General features: G+C 52.9%; 16 protein-coding genes. 6 read left to right on the plus strand and 10 right to left on the minus strand.

The genetic code is table 11. The annotated features are described in order from the left end of the window. Positions 1-36: 36 nt before the first annotated feature. Positions 37-1,425: a sigma-54 interaction domain-containing protein gene (locus F608_RS0101650; RefSeq protein ID WP_033398158.1), complete on the minus strand. Its 1,389-nt coding sequence runs from the start codon at positions 1,423-1,425 to the stop codon at positions 37-39. Between the two features lie 332 nt (positions 1,426-1,757). Here F608_RS0101650 and F608_RS0101655 point away from each other — a divergent pair, with 332 nt between their 5' ends. The 6 genes from F608_RS0101655 (at position 1,758) to F608_RS34315 (ending at position 8,366) form a co-directional block, all read left to right on the plus strand. Further along, positions 1,758-2,861 carry a rhodanese-like domain-containing protein gene (locus F608_RS0101655; RefSeq protein ID WP_022663868.1) on the plus strand — a complete coding sequence of 368 codons (1,104 nt, stop codon included), beginning with the start codon at positions 1,758-1,760 and terminating at the stop codon, positions 2,859-2,861. Between the two features lie 14 nt (positions 2,862-2,875). Beyond that, positions 2,876-4,498, plus strand: a complete 1,623-nt coding sequence (locus F608_RS0101660; protein ID WP_022663869.1) for a tetrathionate reductase family octaheme c-type cytochrome — start codon at positions 2,876-2,878, stop codon at positions 4,496-4,498. Position 4,499: 1 nt separating this feature from the next. Beyond that, positions 4,500-5,144, plus strand: a complete 645-nt coding sequence (locus F608_RS0101665) for a cytochrome b/b6 domain-containing protein (protein ID WP_022663870.1) — start codon at positions 4,500-4,502, stop codon at positions 5,142-5,144. A gap of 313 nt (positions 5,145-5,457) precedes the next feature. Continuing rightward, entirely contained in the window at positions 5,458-5,853 is a 396-nt protein-coding gene (locus F608_RS0101670; RefSeq protein WP_022663871.1) for a response regulator, read from the plus strand. Positions 5,854-5,868: 15 nt separating this feature from the next. Continuing rightward, entirely contained in the window at positions 5,869-6,396 is a 528-nt protein-coding gene (locus F608_RS0101675; RefSeq protein WP_022663872.1) for a chemotaxis protein CheW, read from the plus strand. Next, positions 6,396-8,366: an ATP-binding response regulator gene (locus F608_RS34315; RefSeq protein WP_022663873.1), complete on the plus strand. Its 1,971-nt coding sequence runs from the start codon at positions 6,396-6,398 to the stop codon at positions 8,364-8,366. Before F608_RS0101675 ends, F608_RS34315 begins: the two co-directional genes overlap by 1 nt. 50 nt (positions 8,367-8,416) lie before the next feature. On the opposite strand, the gene phoU is transcribed toward F608_RS34315, so the two are convergent. From phoU to mlaD, 9 genes are all read right to left on the minus strand, one after another. After that, positions 8,417-9,097 (minus strand): phosphate signaling complex protein PhoU, encoded by a 681-nt coding sequence (gene phoU, locus F608_RS0101685; protein ID WP_022663874.1) that lies wholly within the window; start codon positions 9,095-9,097, stop codon positions 8,417-8,419. Between the two features lie 32 nt (positions 9,098-9,129). Further along, positions 9,130-10,029: a phosphate ABC transporter ATP-binding protein PstB gene (gene pstB / locus F608_RS0101690; RefSeq protein WP_022663875.1), complete on the minus strand. Its 900-nt coding sequence runs from the start codon at positions 10,027-10,029 to the stop codon at positions 9,130-9,132. A 92-nt stretch (positions 10,030-10,121) separates the two neighbouring features. Next, a complete protein-coding gene (locus F608_RS0101695; protein ID WP_022663876.1) occupies positions 10,122-11,171 on the minus strand; it encodes a PstS family phosphate ABC transporter substrate-binding protein in 1,050 nt (349 codons plus the stop codon). Between the two features lie 46 nt (positions 11,172-11,217). Then, entirely contained in the window at positions 11,218-12,510 is a 1,293-nt protein-coding gene (gene pstA / locus F608_RS0101700) for a phosphate ABC transporter permease PstA (protein WP_022663877.1), read from the minus strand. Then, the gene (pstC, locus tag F608_RS0101705; RefSeq protein ID WP_022663878.1) at positions 12,503-13,891 is read right to left on the minus strand and encodes a phosphate ABC transporter permease subunit PstC; all 1,389 of its coding nucleotides are present in this window, start codon (positions 13,889-13,891) and stop codon (positions 12,503-12,505) included. The genes pstA and pstC overlap by 8 nt, the downstream gene beginning before the upstream one ends. A 146-nt stretch (positions 13,892-14,037) precedes the next feature. Then, positions 14,038-15,975, minus strand: a complete 1,938-nt coding sequence (locus F608_RS0101710) for a methyl-accepting chemotaxis protein (protein ID WP_022663879.1) — start codon at positions 15,973-15,975, stop codon at positions 14,038-14,040. Between the two features lie 137 nt (positions 15,976-16,112). Next, a complete protein-coding gene (locus tag F608_RS0101715) occupies positions 16,113-16,718 on the minus strand; it encodes an MlaC/ttg2D family ABC transporter substrate-binding protein (protein ID WP_022663880.1) in 606 nt (201 codons plus the stop codon). Then, entirely contained in the window at positions 16,715-17,062 is a 348-nt protein-coding gene (locus tag F608_RS0101720; RefSeq protein WP_153307430.1) for an STAS domain-containing protein, read from the minus strand. Before F608_RS0101720 ends, F608_RS0101715 begins: the two co-directional genes overlap by 4 nt. Before the next feature lie 4 nt (positions 17,063-17,066). Further along, a complete protein-coding gene (gene mlaD, locus F608_RS0101725; RefSeq protein WP_022663882.1) occupies positions 17,067-17,510 on the minus strand; it encodes an outer membrane lipid asymmetry maintenance protein MlaD in 444 nt (147 codons plus the stop codon). Positions 17,511-17,520 lie beyond the last annotated feature (10 nt).

Below are 17,520 nucleotides of genomic sequence, written 5' to 3' on the forward strand. Positions count from 1 at the left end.
GGAGGTTAGTATAGCAAATTCAATGCCAAAACTAAATTATTTGATGCTGATATTATATTTTTTCATCCGTTTCCACACGGTTATTCTGGAGATGCCCAGGAGTTGAGCCGCCTTTGTCTGATTGCCCCCGGTTTTTTGGAGGGCGTTTATCAGATCCTGCTTTTCCAAAGGGACGAGGTTGAGAACAAAGGGCCGGGATTCCGGATCCGGTTCGGCCGGGACAGCAGAGGGAAACTCTGGTTCTGCCGTTTCCAGGACCTTCCCGGGAAGATGCTCGGGCCGGATACTCTTTCCCCTGGCCAGGACAAAGGCGTATTCCACCACATTCCGCAGCTCCCGGATATTGCCGGGCCATGCATAGGCCACCATGGCCCGCATGGCTTCCGGGGTGAAGCCCAGGATGTTTTTCCCGGTCTTCTCCCCCTGGACGGAGATGAAATGCTGGATAATCAGGGTGATATCATCTTTTCTTTGACTGAGAGGGGGGCAGGTCAGGGGAAATACGTTGATCCTGAAAAACAGGTCCTCCCGGAACTCTCCCCGACGGATCAGGGTTTCAAGATTTTTATTGGTGGCCGTGATAATCCTCACATCCACGGGAATGGAACGGTTCTCCCCCACCCTCTGGATCATGCGTTCCTCCAGCACCCGGAGGAGCTTGACCTGGACGGACAAGGGGATATCCCCGATTTCATCCAGGAAGATGGTTCCTTTGTGGGCCGCCTCGAACCGTCCTGCCCGGTCTGTCTGGGCACCGGTATAGGCCCCTTTTACATGTCCGAAGAGTTCACTTTCCAGAAGGTTCTCACTCAGGGCCGCACAATTGACCTTTATAAAAGGATGCTTCGACCTTGCCCCGGTTTCATGGAGGGCCTTTGCCACCATCTCTTTTCCGGTTCCGCTCTCCCCCAGGATCATGACCGGGGTGTCCAGGGAAGCCACGCTCTGAATATGTTCGTAGAGTTTCTGCATGACCGGGGTCCGGCCGATGATTCCGTGGAATCCGTCGTCGATATGATAGATCCTCTTGATGGATGCCAGTTCGTTCCGATAGGAGATGTTTTCCGATATATCCTTGAGGGTCTCCACGGCCCCCACGATATCCCCCCCTGCATCGTAGAGAACCGTGGCACTCTTGATAATGGGGATGGTCTGTTTGTTGCTGGCCGTTATCATGCACTTTTTATCCCGCATCAATCCCCTTGAAAACAGTCCGCACCAGTCCTTTCCCCTGCCCCTGCCCTTTATCTTGCACCCGGTACAGTTTAAGACCCGGCAGGACTTGCCCCGAAGCTCTGCTTCCGAATACCCGGTCATGAGCTGGGCCGAATGGTTGGCTGCGATAAAATTTCCCCGGCCGTCCACGATGATGATCCCATCCTGGACCGATTCAATAATGGGACGCCAATGGCTTCCGATATCCATAATCTGATTTTGCCTCATGAAAAGTTAACACCTGTTTACAAAGCATTAACACATGATTAACAATTTGGCAACACTCATCCCTCGTCTTCGGGCACGGGTCAGGATTTCCACTTGAAAACCCCAAGAAAATCTGGTATTTGCAATAAAATACGATCCAGACTCAAATTTGGCACATTCATTGCTATCTTTATCACCCGGTATTGTTTCAGGTTCAGAATCCCTCTGTTGACGGTGGTGCGACCTGTTGCTTCACCTTAATTTGGATAAAAAAATATGGCGGACCCAAAAAAGGGAAACCGCCCTAAACCTTAGCCAACACGGGAGAAAACAAGATGAGAGCAAACGATTACAAACTTTTATTAGGGGCTGTTTTCGCCTGTCTGATTCTTCTGGCAGTGAGTGTGACAGCCCATGCCGCCGGATCAGAACCCTGGATGTACGACGACATCGTAGAAGTTGATTTTGTCATCTCCCAGGTACGGGTTCCCATGCCGGATGAGGTCATGATCGTGGATGCCAGGCCCTATAAGGTCAAATATGTGAAGGGCCATATTCCCGGAGCCGTAAGCATCCCTTTTTCAGAATTTGACCGGAAAAAAGACCTGCTGCCCAAGGATAAGAATGCCCTGGTCATCTTCTATTGCGGCGGACTCAAATGCAAGCTGAGCCATAAGTCTGCCAAAAAGGCCCAGGCCCTGGGGTATACCAATGTCAAGGTTTTTGCCAAGGGGTTTCCCGAGTGGAAAAAACAGCCGGGAGCCTATGCTTCGGTGACGGCCGAGTATGTGGCCGGGAAAATAGCCGAAAACAAAAGCATAATCGTGGATGCCAGGCCCCTGGAGACAAAATTCAACAAGGGGCATATCCCCACGGCCATAAGCATTCCCTTTTCCCGGTTTGACGAGCTCAAAGGCAAGCTGCCTAGAGACCTTTCCACCCCCATCATCTATTACTGCGGCGGACTCAAATGCCGCCTGAGCCACAAATCCGCTGCCAGGGCCATTGCCATGGGATATAAAGATGTGTCTGTCTTCTCCACGGGATATCCCGCCTGGAAAAAACAATACGGCCAGGCCGGAGACAGCGTGGCGGTCAAAGCCGGTGAAGTGGAAGGTTCCATTGATCTTGACCGGTTTGTTTCCATCCTGGAAAACTCCCCGGAATCCATCCTGCTCATTGACGCCCGGGATGCCGACGAATTTGCAAAGGGCCATTTCAAGACTGCGGTCAATATCCCCGTTGAAAAGCTGGAAGCGAAAATCAAGGACCTGCCCGCTGACAAGCCCGTGGTTTTTGTCTGCTCCACCGGTGCCAGGAGCGGCGAGGCCTACTATATGGTCAAGGATCTCAGGGAATCCCTGGAAGAGGTTTACTATGTAGAGGCAGAGATCGATTTCAAAAAAGACAATACATATTCCATCAAAAAACCCCAATAACCTCAGGAGATCTTATGGGAAAGAATCTAATGAAAGCGGTTCTGACTTTGATCTGCACGGGAAGTTTCCTGCTCAGTCCGGGCCTTGGCCTGGCAGCCCCCCAGTCGGCCGAAGACCAGGCGCTGGGAATGGTTCTGGCCCGGCAGGCGGTCAAGTCGAGCAAGAGTTGGACCACCACGGACCACTCCAAGCTTGAGGCCCTGAACAAAAACTTCAAGTCCGGTGATGAAATCACGAAGGCCTGCCTCTCCTGCCATACAGATGCATCCCTGCAGTTTCACAAGACCATCCACTGGACCTGGAAGGTGCCCAGCGAAAAAGAGGGAATCATGAACGGCAAGGCCGGTCACGCGGTGAACAACTTCTGCATCTCCGGCAACAACATGGAGGACAAGGGCTGTTTAGACTGTCATGCCGGATGGAACGGCACCGAAGGTGAGGTCAATTGTCTCAAATGTCACGGCGGGGAAAAGTTCCCCTTTAAGGAGACCTTTGAGGACCTGGCCGCCTTTGAGGGCGATGATGATCCCGATACCCTCGAGATCGTCAAGGAGCTTCAGACCGATCTGCACCGGGTGATCAAGAAGATCAACATGCCCCAGCGGAAAAACTGCGGGGAATGCCATTTCAAAGGGGGCGGGGGAGACGGTGTCAAGCACGGCGACCTGGATACCTCCCTGGTCAAACCCAACAGGATGCTGGATGTCCACATGGCTGCCGAGGGAGCGAATTTTACCTGCACCCGGTGCCACACCACGGTCAAACACAATATCGCCGGACGTGTATATACCCGGCCGGCCTCTTTGGAGAGAAAGAGCCTGATCCAGGACGACATGGCCACCAAAATCACCTGTGAATCCTGCCACAGCGCCACCCCCCACACCTTTAACGCAAAAATGAACGATCATACCGACAAGGTGGCCTGCCAGAGCTGCCACATCCCCGAGTTTGCCAGGGTCAACCCCACCAAGATGTGGTGGGACTGGTCCAAGGCCGGGAAACTCAAAGACGGCAAGCCATACATGGAAGAAGGGCCCTACGGAAAACACACTTATAAATCCATCAAAGGAGAATTCAGATGGGAGAAAAACGTGGTCCCGGAATATTTCTGGTACAACGGCTCCTTTGACAACACCGGGGTCAAGGACAATATCGACCCGGGACAGATCGTCAAGGTCAGCCAGCCCAAGGGGAGTGCCGACGACCCCAATTCCAGGATACACCCCTTTAAGATCCACAGGGGCAAACAGCCCTATGACAAGATCAACAAGCGGCTGGTGGCCCCTCTGCTCTCCGGGCACGACGGATTCTGGACCACCTTCAACATGAACGACGCCATCATCCGGGGAAACAAGACGCTGGGCATTCCCTATTCCGGTGAATTCGACTACGTGGAGACCAGCTATGCCTTTCCCACCACCCACATGGTGGCTCCGGTATCCGAAGTCCTGAACTGCACGGAATGCCACATCCGTGAAAAATCAAGGCTGGCAAATATCACCGGTGTCTACATGCCCGGGCGGGACAAATCGGATTTTATCGACGGAATCGGAATGATTGCCGTGCTGGGCGCCCTTGGCGGGGTTCTCCTCCACGGACTCGGCCGGTTTTTTACCCGGAACGGAAAGGAGAGTTAAGATGGCGGAGAACAAAACCGTTAAAGTCTATCTGTATACCCGGTTTGAGCGCCTGTGGCACTGGCTCCAGGCATTGATGATCATCTGTCTTTTGATCACGGGATTTGAAATCCACGGCACCTATAAACTCCTGGGATTCGAGACTGCCGTGAATGTTCATAATTTCCTGGGGCTTTTCTGGCTGGGATCCTTTGCCTTTTTTGCCTTCTGGCTGGTCATCACCGGTGAATGGAAACAGTATATTCCCACCACCAGAAAACTCTTTGACGTGATGGCCTACTATGCCTGGGGAATTTTCAAGGGGCTTGACCATCCGGTTCAAAAATCTGTGGGGGCCAAGCATAATCCCCTCCAGCGGCTGGCATATCTGGGAATTTCAGCCATGCTGCTGCCGGCCCAGATGACCACGGGCCTCTTGTATTATCTTTATAACACCCTTCCCGGGGGCTTTCCGTTGGGAATCCTGGCCATGATCCACACCCTGGTGGCATTCCTTCTTCTCAACTTCCTGGTGATCCACGTCTACATGACCACCACGGGCCATTCCATCTTCAGCCATATTGCCGGCATGCTCACGGGATGGGAAGAGATCTACGATACGACACAGCTCCAGGACTGGGAAACCCAGGCCACCAAGAAGGGCTGATTCCACCCCATATCCTGCGCCAAAACCTGCGCCGGGACCGGATATCCGGTCCCGGCCTTTTTTAAAGCCGCCATACGGGCTTTTCCGGCCTTTCCCAGCCCTGACAAACAAAGAACAATATTTGGCCGATGATCTTGACAAAAGGCGATTTCCTGAATAGCATTGATCCAAGTTGCGAATCGTTGAAAATCAAACCGATCCTGCATGGGGTATGGATTACCATTTTAATCGCCGAACGATCATGAAGATTCAGAACAATTGTAAAATCCTTAAAAGGCCCTTGTGCATCTGCAGACAAGAGGAAGGATAAAAAATGGATGAACCCGTAAAAACGGTCCTGCTCGTGGACGACGAGATCAATATCCGCCAGAGTTTTGCAGATTATTTTGAAGACAACCTCTGGGAGACCCTCCAGGCGGAAAACGGAGAACAGGCCCTGGAAATTTTAAAGACAGCGTCGCCCCAGGGTGCCATTGTGGATATCCGCATGGGGGGGATGGACGGGAATGCCTTTATCCGGGAGGCATACGAAAAAAACCCGGATTTGAACTTCATTATCTGCACCGGATCCCCCGAGTACGACGTTCCTCCGGACCTTAAAGGCCTGCCCCGGGTATCAGAGATCCTTTTCAGGAAACCCGTGGCAGACATGGCCGCCCTGGAAAAAACCCTTTCCTGCCTCATAAGAAACCATCAAAAAAAAGAATAAAGGAGGAAAGGGCAAATGGCAGACAAGAACGAGGTCATGAACCAGACCATTCCATCCGCCTTTGAAAGGGAGGGGAAATATCTGACCTTTACCCTGGCCGATGAAGAATATGGCATCGGTATCCTGAAAATCAAGGAGATCATCGGAATGATGCCCATCACCTCTGTCCCCCGGACCCCTGACTTTGTCAAGGGCGTAATCAACCTCAGGGGAAAGGTGATCCCGGTCATGGATCTGAGGCTCAGGTTCGGCATGGAAGCCATGGACTACACGGAACGGACCTGCATCATCGTGGTGGAAATGGAGGGGGTTTCCGGCACGGTTCAGATCGGCATCGTCGTGGATTCGGTTTCAGAGGTTTTGAACGTCAAAAAGGAGGATATAGAAGAGACGCCGGCCTTTGGGACCCGACTGAATACGGACTATATTCTCGGCATGGCCAAGATGGAAAACCGGGTCAAAATTCTCCTGGACATTGACCAGGTTCTCAATGCCCGTGAGATCGCGGTGTTGAAAAACGCGGGCACCCCGGAGAACAAATAATGGGCAATTCGCCTGCAAAGGTTCTTGTCATAGACGATGAACCCGCTATCCGGGAAAGTTTCTGCGATTTTCTGACAGACCGCGATTATCATGTGATCACCGCTGAAAACGGACGCATCGGCCTTGAACTCCTGGAGCAGGAACATCCGGACATGGTGCTGGTGGACCTGCGCATGCCCGAGCTGGACGGTCTGGAGGTTCTCAAGAGGGGAAGGGAGATTGCCCCGGATATCCCCAAGGTTGTTATCTCGGGGGGCAACCGCATCGGAGATGTTGTCCAGGCCTTACGGTACGGAGCCTGGGATTATCTGGTCAAGCCCGTCAAAGACCTGTCCATACTCGATCATATTGTGGAAAAAGCCCTGGAAAAGGCAAGGCTTTTAAATGAAAACCTAGCCTACCAGAGACAGCTTGAAGAGATGGTCCGGGAGCGGACCCTGGAACTGGAAAAGGCCTTTGAGGCCCTGCAGAAAAGTGACAAGCAGTACAGAACCCTGTTTGAAAAAACCAATGATGCCATTTTCATCGAAGAAATTGGCAGCGGACGATACCAGGATGCGAACCAGGCGGCTGCACAGCTCACCGGAAGGAGCCTTGAGGAGCTGAAAAACCTGACCTCCGGTGATATCATATCGGATCATCCGGACCGGAGGGCATTTATTCTTGGACAGTCCGACCGTCTGGAACGCCTGGGTGCCGTCGTATTTCACAGACCCGACGATTCCTTCCGGGTGGCCAGGATCAGTACGGTTCCCCTGGATGAAAAAAATATTATCCGGATTGCCAGGGACATCACCCATGACCTGGAAGTGGAAATCCAGCTCCGTCAGTCCCAGAAGATGGAGGCCCTGGGGACCCTTGCCGGAGGGATCGCCCATGACTTTAACAATATTTTATCCGGTATTTTCGGGTATGCAGACCTGCTGAGAATGAACCTGGAGGATCCCGGGGCTGCCGGCCAGAATCTTGACCAGATCATTAAAGGCGCCCACAGGGCTACGGATCTGGTTCACCAGATCCTGACCTTCTCCAGGCAGGCGGAACAAAAAAAGGTCCCCCTGAAGATCTCGGCAATTGTAAAGGAAGCCCTGAAATTCCTCCGTTCTTCCATCCCCTCCACCATCATTATCAAGGAAAATATCTTTTCCGGGGCAATGGTAATTGCAGACCCCACCCAGATTCACCAGGTAGTGATGAACCTGTGTACAAATGCCTACCACACCATGATAGAATCCGGGGGCACCCTGACCGTCACCCTGACGGAAACCCGGATCTCAGAACCGATTCCCACCGCAGGAACCACCATTTCACCGGGGGAATACGTCTGTTTTGAGGTCAAGGATACCGGACAGGGCATGGAACCTGAAATCCTGGATAAGATCTTTGATCCCTACTTTACCACCAAAAAGCCGGACAAGGGTACAGGCCTGGGTCTGGCCGTGGTAACCGGCATCGTGGAAAAGCACAAGGGTTCCATTACAGTCGAGAGTATCCCGGGCCTGGGCTCCACCTTCAGGGTCTATTTTCCCGCAGCTGAACAAACCCGGGACCGGCAAACCGAGGATATCCCGGCGGAAGCCCCCAGGGGAATGTCCAAAACCATCCTTCTGGTGGACGATGAACCCGACATCCTCAACCCCTTTTCCCGGTTTCTGGAAAAATTCGGGTATGAGGTCCACGCCTTCACCGACGGCCTGGAAGCCCTGGAAGCCTTTTACAAGGATCCTGAACGGTTTGACCTGATCATCACCGATATGTTCATGCCCGGAATGACCGGTGAAGCCCTGTCAACAAAGATCCTGGAGATCAACAAAGAGATTCCCATCATTCTCTGCACGGGATACAGCGACCGGTTTAATGAGGCCCAGGCCATGTCCCTGGGCATCAGAAAGTACGTTCAAAAACCCATCATGAGCCGTGAACTCAACAACATGATCTGTGAAATTTTCAGAAATGAGATAAAGGGATAGGCCCTAGGTTCCCCTCCCGGGGATCCGGGAAAAATCGCCCCGGTTCGAACTTATTGCCGGTCAACCGTGGTAATATAATTCTCCCCGGTTTCGATGTAAAAGATATCCTCTGCAATGTTGGTAATATGATCCCCGATGCGCTCCAGGCACCTGCCCATGAAGATCAGCTGGGTGCAGTCTTCAATCTCTTCGGTGTTTTCCTGCATCTTTTGCCTCAGCAGGGTCATCATCCTGGCAAATTTCCGGTCCACGTCATTGTCCCGGTGCCAGACCGCCATCCCCCTTTTAACGTCGATTTTGACAAATGATTCCACTGAATCAATGAGCATTTCCCTGCAGATCAGGGCGATCTGGGAAATCAGGTCGATTGCCTCTTCCTGGGAACTGCCGGTCAGTTCCATTACCCGTTTGGCAATGCTGGCGGCATAATCACCGATTCTCTCCAGCTCCGCCCCCACCCTGAGGGCCGACAAGAGATAGCGAAGGTCTACGGCCACGGGCTGACGCCTGGCCAGAAGCCGTACAGCGGCGTCCTCCAGCCCGGCGTAGAGAAGGTTCAGATCCGCATCCCCCCGGATCACGCTCCGGGCCAGATCAAAGTCTGATGTGTTCAAAGAGTGAATCGCCTTTTCAAGCTGATCCCGGCAGGTATTCCCCATTTCAGAGATCCGGGCGTTCAGATCCACGATTTCCTGGTCAAAGGATTTTACAATATGTTGCTGGGTATCCATACAATTCCTTATTGTCGACTCGGAGGGACGGGCTAACCGAACCTGCCGGTGATATAGTCTTCCGTCAGCTGGTGCAGGGGATTTAAAAAGATCTGATCCGTGGGGCCGATCTCAATGAGGTCGCCCAGGTGGAAAAAGGCGGTCCGCTGGGAGACCCGGGATGCCTGCTGCATGGAATGGGTGACAATGGCAATGGAGTACTCCTGCTTCAGTTCATCAATGAGATCTTCGATGATGGCCGTGGCAATGGGGTCCAGGGCGGAGCAGGGTTCATCCATTAAAATGACCTCCGGATTTACCGCAATGGTCCTTGCAATACAGAGTCTCTGCTGCTGTCCTCCTGACAGGCCGGTTCCGGGCTGGTCCAGACGGTCTTTTACCTCGTTCCACAACCCGGCCCGTTTCAGGGAGCCTTCCACCAGTTCGTCAATGTCGTCCCTGGACTGGACCAGACCGTGGATCTTGGGACCGTAGGCGATGTTGTCGTAGATGGATTTGGGAAAGGGGTTGGGTTTCTGAAACACCATGCCCACCTGGGCCCGTAAAGGCACCACATCCACATCTTTGTCGTAGATGTTCTTGCCGTCAATGGTGATGCGGCCCTTAACCCGGCACCCTTCAATGGTGTCGTTCATCCGGTTGAGGCATCGTAGGAAAGTGGACTTCCCGCAGCCTGAAGGTCCGATCATGGCAATGACTTCGTTGTTGCCGATATCCAGGGAAACATCGTTGATGGCCTTTTTTTCGCCGAAATTATAATAGACATCAACATTTTCGCAGCGCATTCTCGGATTCTCAACAGTTTTTTCCCCCACTGTTGCCCGATCCTCCCTGGCCACGAGCTTTCTTTTGTTCTTTTTTAACGGCGGGACAGTATCCAAACCAGATTCTTCCTTATCCTCTGAGTCGATTATCTTCTCTTTTATCAACATATATGTCTCCCGGTCAAACCGAAACCCTTGCCCTGACAAATGAATCGGGGCAGCGGGGAAAACCTCCGCTGCCCGCAATTCATTTTCAGGATTTAAAGATCCGTGATCTTAAGCGGAATCAGGTTCTTTACCGCATCACTGTACTGTTTTCTTTCAGCGGCGGGCATGGGGATCAGCCCCCTGTCGGTAAGATATCCCTCATCCCCCCAGGCTTTTTCGCTGGTGAATTCGGCAAGGTATTCCTTCATGCCGGGGATGGTGCCCACATGGGCCTTTTTAACGTAGAAGAACAGGGGACGGGAAACCGGATAGGAACCGTCGGCAATGGCTTCAAATGTGGGTTTCACACCGTCAATATAAGAGCCCTGGATTTTATCCGTATTCTGGTCCAGGAAGGAAAAGCCGAAGATTCCCATTGCATCCGGGTTGGCATCCAGTTTCTGGACGATGAGGTTGTCGTTTTCACCGGCTTCGATATAGGCGCCGTCTTCACGGATGGTGTGGCAAAGGCCCTTATAGGCTTTTTTATTTTTTTTCTTGAGAGCCTTGATCCAGCCGAATTTTTTTGCGCCACCTTCCATGGCAAGTTCAACAAATGCGTCCCGGGTTCCGGATGTGGGAGGAGGTCCAAGGACTTCAATCTTAATAGCCGGAAGAGAGGGGTTCACGTCTTTCCAGGTTTTGTAGGGGTTGGGCTGGGTTTTGCCCTCTCCGGCGGGAACGTCCTTGGCTAGGGCCAGGAACAGATCTTTTCTGCTCAGCCTGAAGGGGCTTGCTTTCTTGGAGTTGGCCACAACGATTCCGTCATAACCGATTTTGACTTCAACGATCTCGCTGACACCGTTGGCAATGTCTTTTTCAAGCTCTGATTTTTTAATTCTCCTGGAGGAGTTGGTGATGTCGGGATGTTCAACACCCACGCCGGCGCCAAAGAGTTTGTGCCCTCCGCCTGATCCGGTAGACTCGATCTTCGGTGTTTTAAAAGAGGTGGTTTTGCCGAACTGCTCGGCAACAACCGTTGCAAAGGGGTAGACGGTTGAAGATCCTACAATGGAGATATAATCCCTTGAAGAACCGGCCCATACACTGCTGAAACCCATGGTGAGAATCAGCGTCAAACCTGCAATTAACGTTTTTTTCATTGTTTTACTCCTTAATGGATTAATAATAAACTCGAGGTAAAAAAATTTACCATCTTCTTTCAAACTTCTTTCTCAGGATAACGGCCACGGCATTCATGGTCACCAAAAAGAGCAGCAGGACCATAATTGCGGCCGAAGTCCGTTCCAGAAAACCTCTTTCCGGGCTGTCCGCCCATAGAAAGATCTGGACAGGCAAAACTGTTGACGGGTCCGTGAACCCGCCGGGGATGTCCACGATAAATGCCACCATGCCGATCATAAGAAGGGGTGCGGTTTCTCCAAGGGCCTGGGCCATCCCGATAATGGTCCCGGTGAGCATCCCGGGCATGGCCAGGGGAAGGACATGGTGGGCCACCATCTGGGTCCTGGACGCGCCCACACCCAGGGCCGCCTCCCGGATGGACGGGGGAACCGATTTCAGAGAGGCCCGGCTGGCGATGATGATCGTGGGCAGGGTCATCAGGGTCAGAACCAGTCCCCCCACCAGGGGGGCGGACCGGGGCAGACCGAAAAAATTCAAAAACACGGCCAGACCCAGCAGCCCGAACACAATGGAGGGCACGGCCGCCAGATTGTTGATATTGACCTCGATGACATCGGTCCAGCGGTTGGTGGGGGCAAACTCTTCCAGGTAGACCGCGGCGGCCACGCCAATGGGAAAGGAGAGGGCCAGGGTGACCAGCAGGGTATAAAAGGATCCGCAGGCAGCCCCCCAGATACCGGCCAGTTCAGGGTCCCGGGAATCTCCGGAGGTGAAGAAGATGGTGTTGAACCTCTTCTCCACCCTGCCCTCTTCTATAAGACGGTCGATCCAGGCGATCTGGTTGTCTTTCATCCTGCGCTGGGATTCGTCCACGTTCCGGTCCACATGCCCCTTGATGAGCATGTCCACATCGTCATCGGCCGGTACCCAGAGCTGAATGGTGTTGCCGATCTCATGCCTGTTCTTCCTGACAAAGTCCCTGAGGTCATAGGTGGCGCCCGTACTGACCATCCCGTACAGTTTGCGCTTTTCTTTCCGGGAGGTCACCTCCGGGAACATGGTGCGAAGGGAAGCCTTTACCATTCCGCCGTAATCGGCCGCGTCCAGATTCTCCTTGTCCAGGGCGGAAGCCTCCAGATGGATGTCCAGACGGATAAAGGTCTGCTGAAAGGCCGTATACCCGTTGGCAAAGATGGAGATGAACAGGATGCCGAGAAATGTCAGGGACAGGACAATGGCGGAGAGTCCGTATAGACGGAACCTCTTTTCCGCCTTATACCGCCTGGCAAGTCCCTGGTTGACAATATCCATGGTTTTCACGGATGATCTTCCTTTGCCTGAGTTTAAATTATTCATACTGCTCCCTGTATTTTCGGACCACAACCAGAGCAATTACGTTCAGGATCAGGGTGACGATGAAAAGCATGAGCCCCAGGGCAAAGGCAGCCAGGGTCTTGGGACTGTCGAATTCCTGGTCGCCCACCAGGAGGGTGACGATCTGAACCGTTACCGTGGTAACCGTTTTCAAAGGATTTAGGGTCAGATTGGCTGAAAGCCCGGCCGCCATGACCACGATCATGGTCTCGCCGATGGCACGGGATACGGCCAGAAGCACCCCGCCAACGATCCCGGGGAGAGCCGCCGGAAGCACGACGTGGCGGATGGTCTCCGACTTTGTGGATCCCAGCCCCAAAGCACCGTCCCTCAGGGACTGGGGCACGGCATTGATCACATCGTCGGACAGGGACGAAACAAAGGGAATGATCATGATTCCCATGACCAGTCCGGCGGCCAGGGCGCTTTCCGATGAGATGTCCAGTCCGATGCCGGCCCCGGCATTCCGGATCAGGGGGGCCACAATCAGGGCGGCAAAAAATCCGTATACCACCGTGGGAATCCCGGCAAGGATCTCCAGCAGGGGTTTGGCCACGGCCCGAAAGCGCCGGTCCGCATATTCGGACAGGTAAATGGCCGACATGAGTCCGATGGGGACGGCCACGGCCATGGCAATGGCCGAGATCAGCATGGTGCCCAGAACAACGGGAATGGCTCCGAAAGCGCCGGAGGATCCCACCTGATCCGCCCGGATGGCCATCTGGGGACTCCACTCCAGTCCGAACAGGAACTCGTGGATGGGAATGACCTTGAAAAACCGGATGGCCTCGTACAATACGGAGAGCACGATTCCCACCGTGGTCAGGATGGCGATACAGGAACAGGCAATGAGGATATACTTGATAACCGTTTCCACATGGTTCCTGGCCCTGAACTCCGGCCGGATCCTCTTCCGGACCCAAAGGATTCCGCCCATGGCCAGGACAATGACGATTACGGCCAGGGACATATGACTTACACCCTTGAGTTGGGTATAATGATCCGCAGCCGCTCTGATCTGGGGGCTGATGTCCATGGAAACGATATTCCCGTACACCAGGTTCCGGATATCATTGACCAGCAGGTTGAGCCGGTCCGCCGGCAGGGTTTGGATTTCCTCGGGCATGCCGGCAATCACCAGGTCCGTGATCAGGCTGGATTCAAAGGCAAGCCAGAGGGAAAATACCACCAGGGCAGGAATGGCGCACCAGAGAGCGGTAAGGGACCCGTAGTATACAGGCCTTGAATGAAGGCACCTGGGCCCCCCTTGAACCCGGGAGACGGCAAAGGCCTGCCTGCGGCCCAGGTAATACCCGGCTGTCGTAAGGACCAGGAGCACAAGAAGCAGATTGGATGGTGACATTAAAAACCTCGTGTAAAAACCATGTTTGATAACCTGGAGGTAAAATATATTTTTTTTGTTAGAAAATGTTTAAGCAAGTATTAGTAAATGATTAGCAGATGGAAAGCCGAATGCAAAAAAGCTGTCCGCCGGAAGGGCCAAACCGCCTAACATACCTTTGTCCTGGCCTTTGGAATGCTTTTTTGCTCCGGCAAAATCAGGCTAACATTTTCTTCCTGGCCGGGGCTTTCCGGGAATGCGCTCAGCCGGCCGAGTTTTGACCTGGCTTCTTCCAGGAGCAGGGTCAGATCACTGGCAATGGCGGCAGAATGGAACCTGACCCCTTCGGACAGGGAACGGGTCTGTCCGGCTTCCTGCCTTACCCTGGATATCCGGCCGGTGACATCCCGGATATCCGCACTGGTCTTTTGGGCGTTTTCTGCAATCCGGGATGTCATGGTTTCCTGGTTTCCCACGGCGGTCTGGATATTCTGACTGACATCCAGGAGATTTCCCACCTGGTTTTCAATGGTAAGGTTGTTGTCCACAATGGTGATGCTGACCGACTGCATACCTGAAATCTTTCCGGCAATTTCCCGGCTGGCCGCCTCGGTCTGAAGGGAGAGTTCCCTGACTTCATCGGCCACAACGGCAAACCCCCTGCCGGCTTCACCCGCCCGGGCAGCCTCAATTTTGGCATTTAGGGACAAAAGCTTGATCTGGCCGGAAATTTTGTTGACGATCTTGATGATATCCCCGATTTCCCTGCCGGCTTCCGTCAGATCGGTGATATTGTCTGCAGACTCCTTGGCAGCCGTATGGATATCCTCCACCAACCCGTTCTGGGTTTTTACCAGGGCGTTGATTTCCCCGACCGCGGACGCAAGATTCTGGGCAGCCCGGGAAACCGAATCTGTCCTTTCCAAAGTTTTCTGGGCCGACTGCCCGGCCTCATCGGCCTGCTCCCCGGTGGACTCCGCCAGATCGTTCAGTTCACCGGCCGTCAGTTTCATGGCATCTGCCGTCCCCTTGAGATCTTTAATCATGCCGGACATGGTCTGTACAAGGGCCTGGACCACCTGGTTCTCTTCAAGTTTTCTCCGGTCCGCCCGGCTGATGTTTAACAGGGCGGCCTGGAAATCTTCCATGGCCTTTGCCAGCATTCCGATCTCATCCTTGTTTTTTTTGTAGGGGATGGCAAGGTTTTCCCCCTGGTTGATCCGCCGGATGCATTGGGTCAGAACCTTGAGCGGTTTTTCCAGTTTAAACCAGGTCAACAGGTAGAGAGCCAGAAGATTGGCAAGGACCGAGACAGCGGCAATGACGGCGGTGCTTCTTTCCCGGTCCCGGAAAAGCCGGACCAGGGATTCCTTTTTCCGGTCAATATCCTCCATATGATATAAAATCCGGGTACGGGCTTTTTCAGCCTCGATTCCGGCATCGGCAAGTTCTGCGCTGAGCCGGGCGATATTCTGCTCCAGGGCCTCCCCTTTTCCGGCGGTTTCAAAGATCTGTCCTGTCTTTTCCCGGATCACCCCGGCATCGGATTCCGGAAAACCGGACCTAAGATAAAGCCTTTCCACCCGGTCCGTGAATCCGCCCTTGTCATCCAGGATCCCCCTTGAAAGAACGAGCCTGCCCCCTTCAACGGCAAGGACAAACTCTCCTTTTAAGATGTTCCGTCTCTCTTTTCTATTGAAAAATTTTCCATAGGATTCACGCCCCTCATGGATCTGTCTATCTTCAACCCCATAGTTCTCGTTGATCCAGGCAAGGACGCTTTGGGCCGGATCCACCCGGAGCTGTCTGGGAATGTCCAGGTATTTTCCCTGGAGGTCTGATATCCGGGATCTGAGTTCCCGGTTGAGGCCCGAATTCAGGCTGAGAAGGGAATCGGCGCTGTTCCGGACAAGCTTGGATGAGTGCCAGCCATAGACGACCAGAATTCCGATGAAAAGATTGGAAATCAGGCCCACGCCCAGAACCAGCTTAATCCCGACGGAAAGCCGGGGGGATGCGGTGCCCTTTGACCCCGCCCCATGGGATGGAAATGAAAAAGCCGCCCTGTTTTGCCCAGGCCGGCCTGCCCTGCGAAACTTAATCATTATTTTCTCCTAAAATCTATAACAACCTATCCCCTTAATAGGTCCTTAAAAATATCAGGATAAAACAAGAAACAATCTAGGATTTGGTTAGGTTTTGATGAGATTCAACGATGATTTTTGGGTGAATTCTTAAACAATCAGGATTCTTTGTCCGTAATTTTCTTTTCCAGCAACTCTACCAGGTTTTCAAAGGAACCTTTTTCCAGGATCTGACCGAACTGGGACCGGTAGTTGGCCACAAGGCTGACCCCTTCAATGACCATGTCATAGATCATCCACTGGCTGTCATCCCGGGTATACATTCTGTAATTTATGGGAATTTCAACCGTATCCGTAACGATTTTGGTATTCACCTGGGCTTTTTTCTTCTTGACCCGGTCTTTGCCATAGACCACTTTTTCATTGGTATAGGATTCGATTTTTGTAATATATGTGGTTTCCAGAAGCTGGCTGAACAATTGGACAAACCTTTGCTTTTCCTGATCTGACAACCCTTTCCAATGTCTTGCCAGGCTGAGCTGGGAAATTTTTTCAAAATCGAATCTGGCATGAATGGCCCGGCGCAGCAGATCCCTTCTCTTTTGGAAATTGCCCTCCTCCTTGAGCGGGTCGTTTCTTAAGATGTCCAGAATGGCGTCAATGCTGAGTTTGAGCTGGTCCCGGGCCGGGGAAGCCTGGACAGCCCAGGGAAAAAGCAGAGCAGCAAAAATCAGAATCAGAAAAAACTTTTTTATAAAATTCATGGCTGGTTCAGCTCCTCAAAGGCGTCCCGGCTGTCCGGTCTTATGGTAAAGATCTTGTCCAGCTTGGTCAGGGAAAGGGCGTTCATCACGGTCTGACCGGGACCGGCCAGTACGAATTCTCTATTTTGTTTTCGGCTCCATTGAAGCCCCTCCACAAGGGTGGCAATGCCGGAACTGTCCATGAAGGTCACCCCGGAAAGGTCCACCACAACCCCCTTGATGTCCGGCCTGAAAAAGGGGACAAGAGCATCCCTGAGATTGGGGGAGGTGAGCATATCCACATCCCCCTGGACATGGATAAGGGCGATACTCTCTTTTTCGCTGGTTCTGATTGTAAACTCCATGGGATTATTTTTCAAAAATATACTTGCTGATTAACTCTTCAAGGCTGATGGCCGATTCCGTGTCCATCAGCGATCCTTCATCCCCGAGAAAGTCTTCGGATCCCCCCGGGGACAACTTGATGAACTTGTCGCCGATCACCCCCTTGGTCCGCACCGAGGCAATGGTGTCGTCTGAGATCTTGGTCCCTTTTTTGATTTCCATCTGCACCAGGGCCGTGTTCTCCTCCAGGGTGATCCGCTTGACCTTGCCCACGGGTACGCCGGCAATCTCCACCGTGGCGCCGGGTTCGAGCCCTTCAACGGATCCGAATGAGGCGTCAATGGTAAAGGTGTTTGAGCCGAACAGGGGAACAGATCCAAGGTTCACGGAAAGGTAGACCAGGCAGGCCATTCCCACCAGCATAAATATACCCACAGAGATTTCCGTTTTTTTCCCGTACATGATCATTGATCTAATC

The organism is Desulfospira joergensenii DSM 10085, from assembly GCF_000420085.1.
Lineage (GTDB): Bacteria > Desulfobacterota > Desulfobacteria > Desulfobacterales > Desulfobacteraceae > Desulfospira > Desulfospira joergensenii.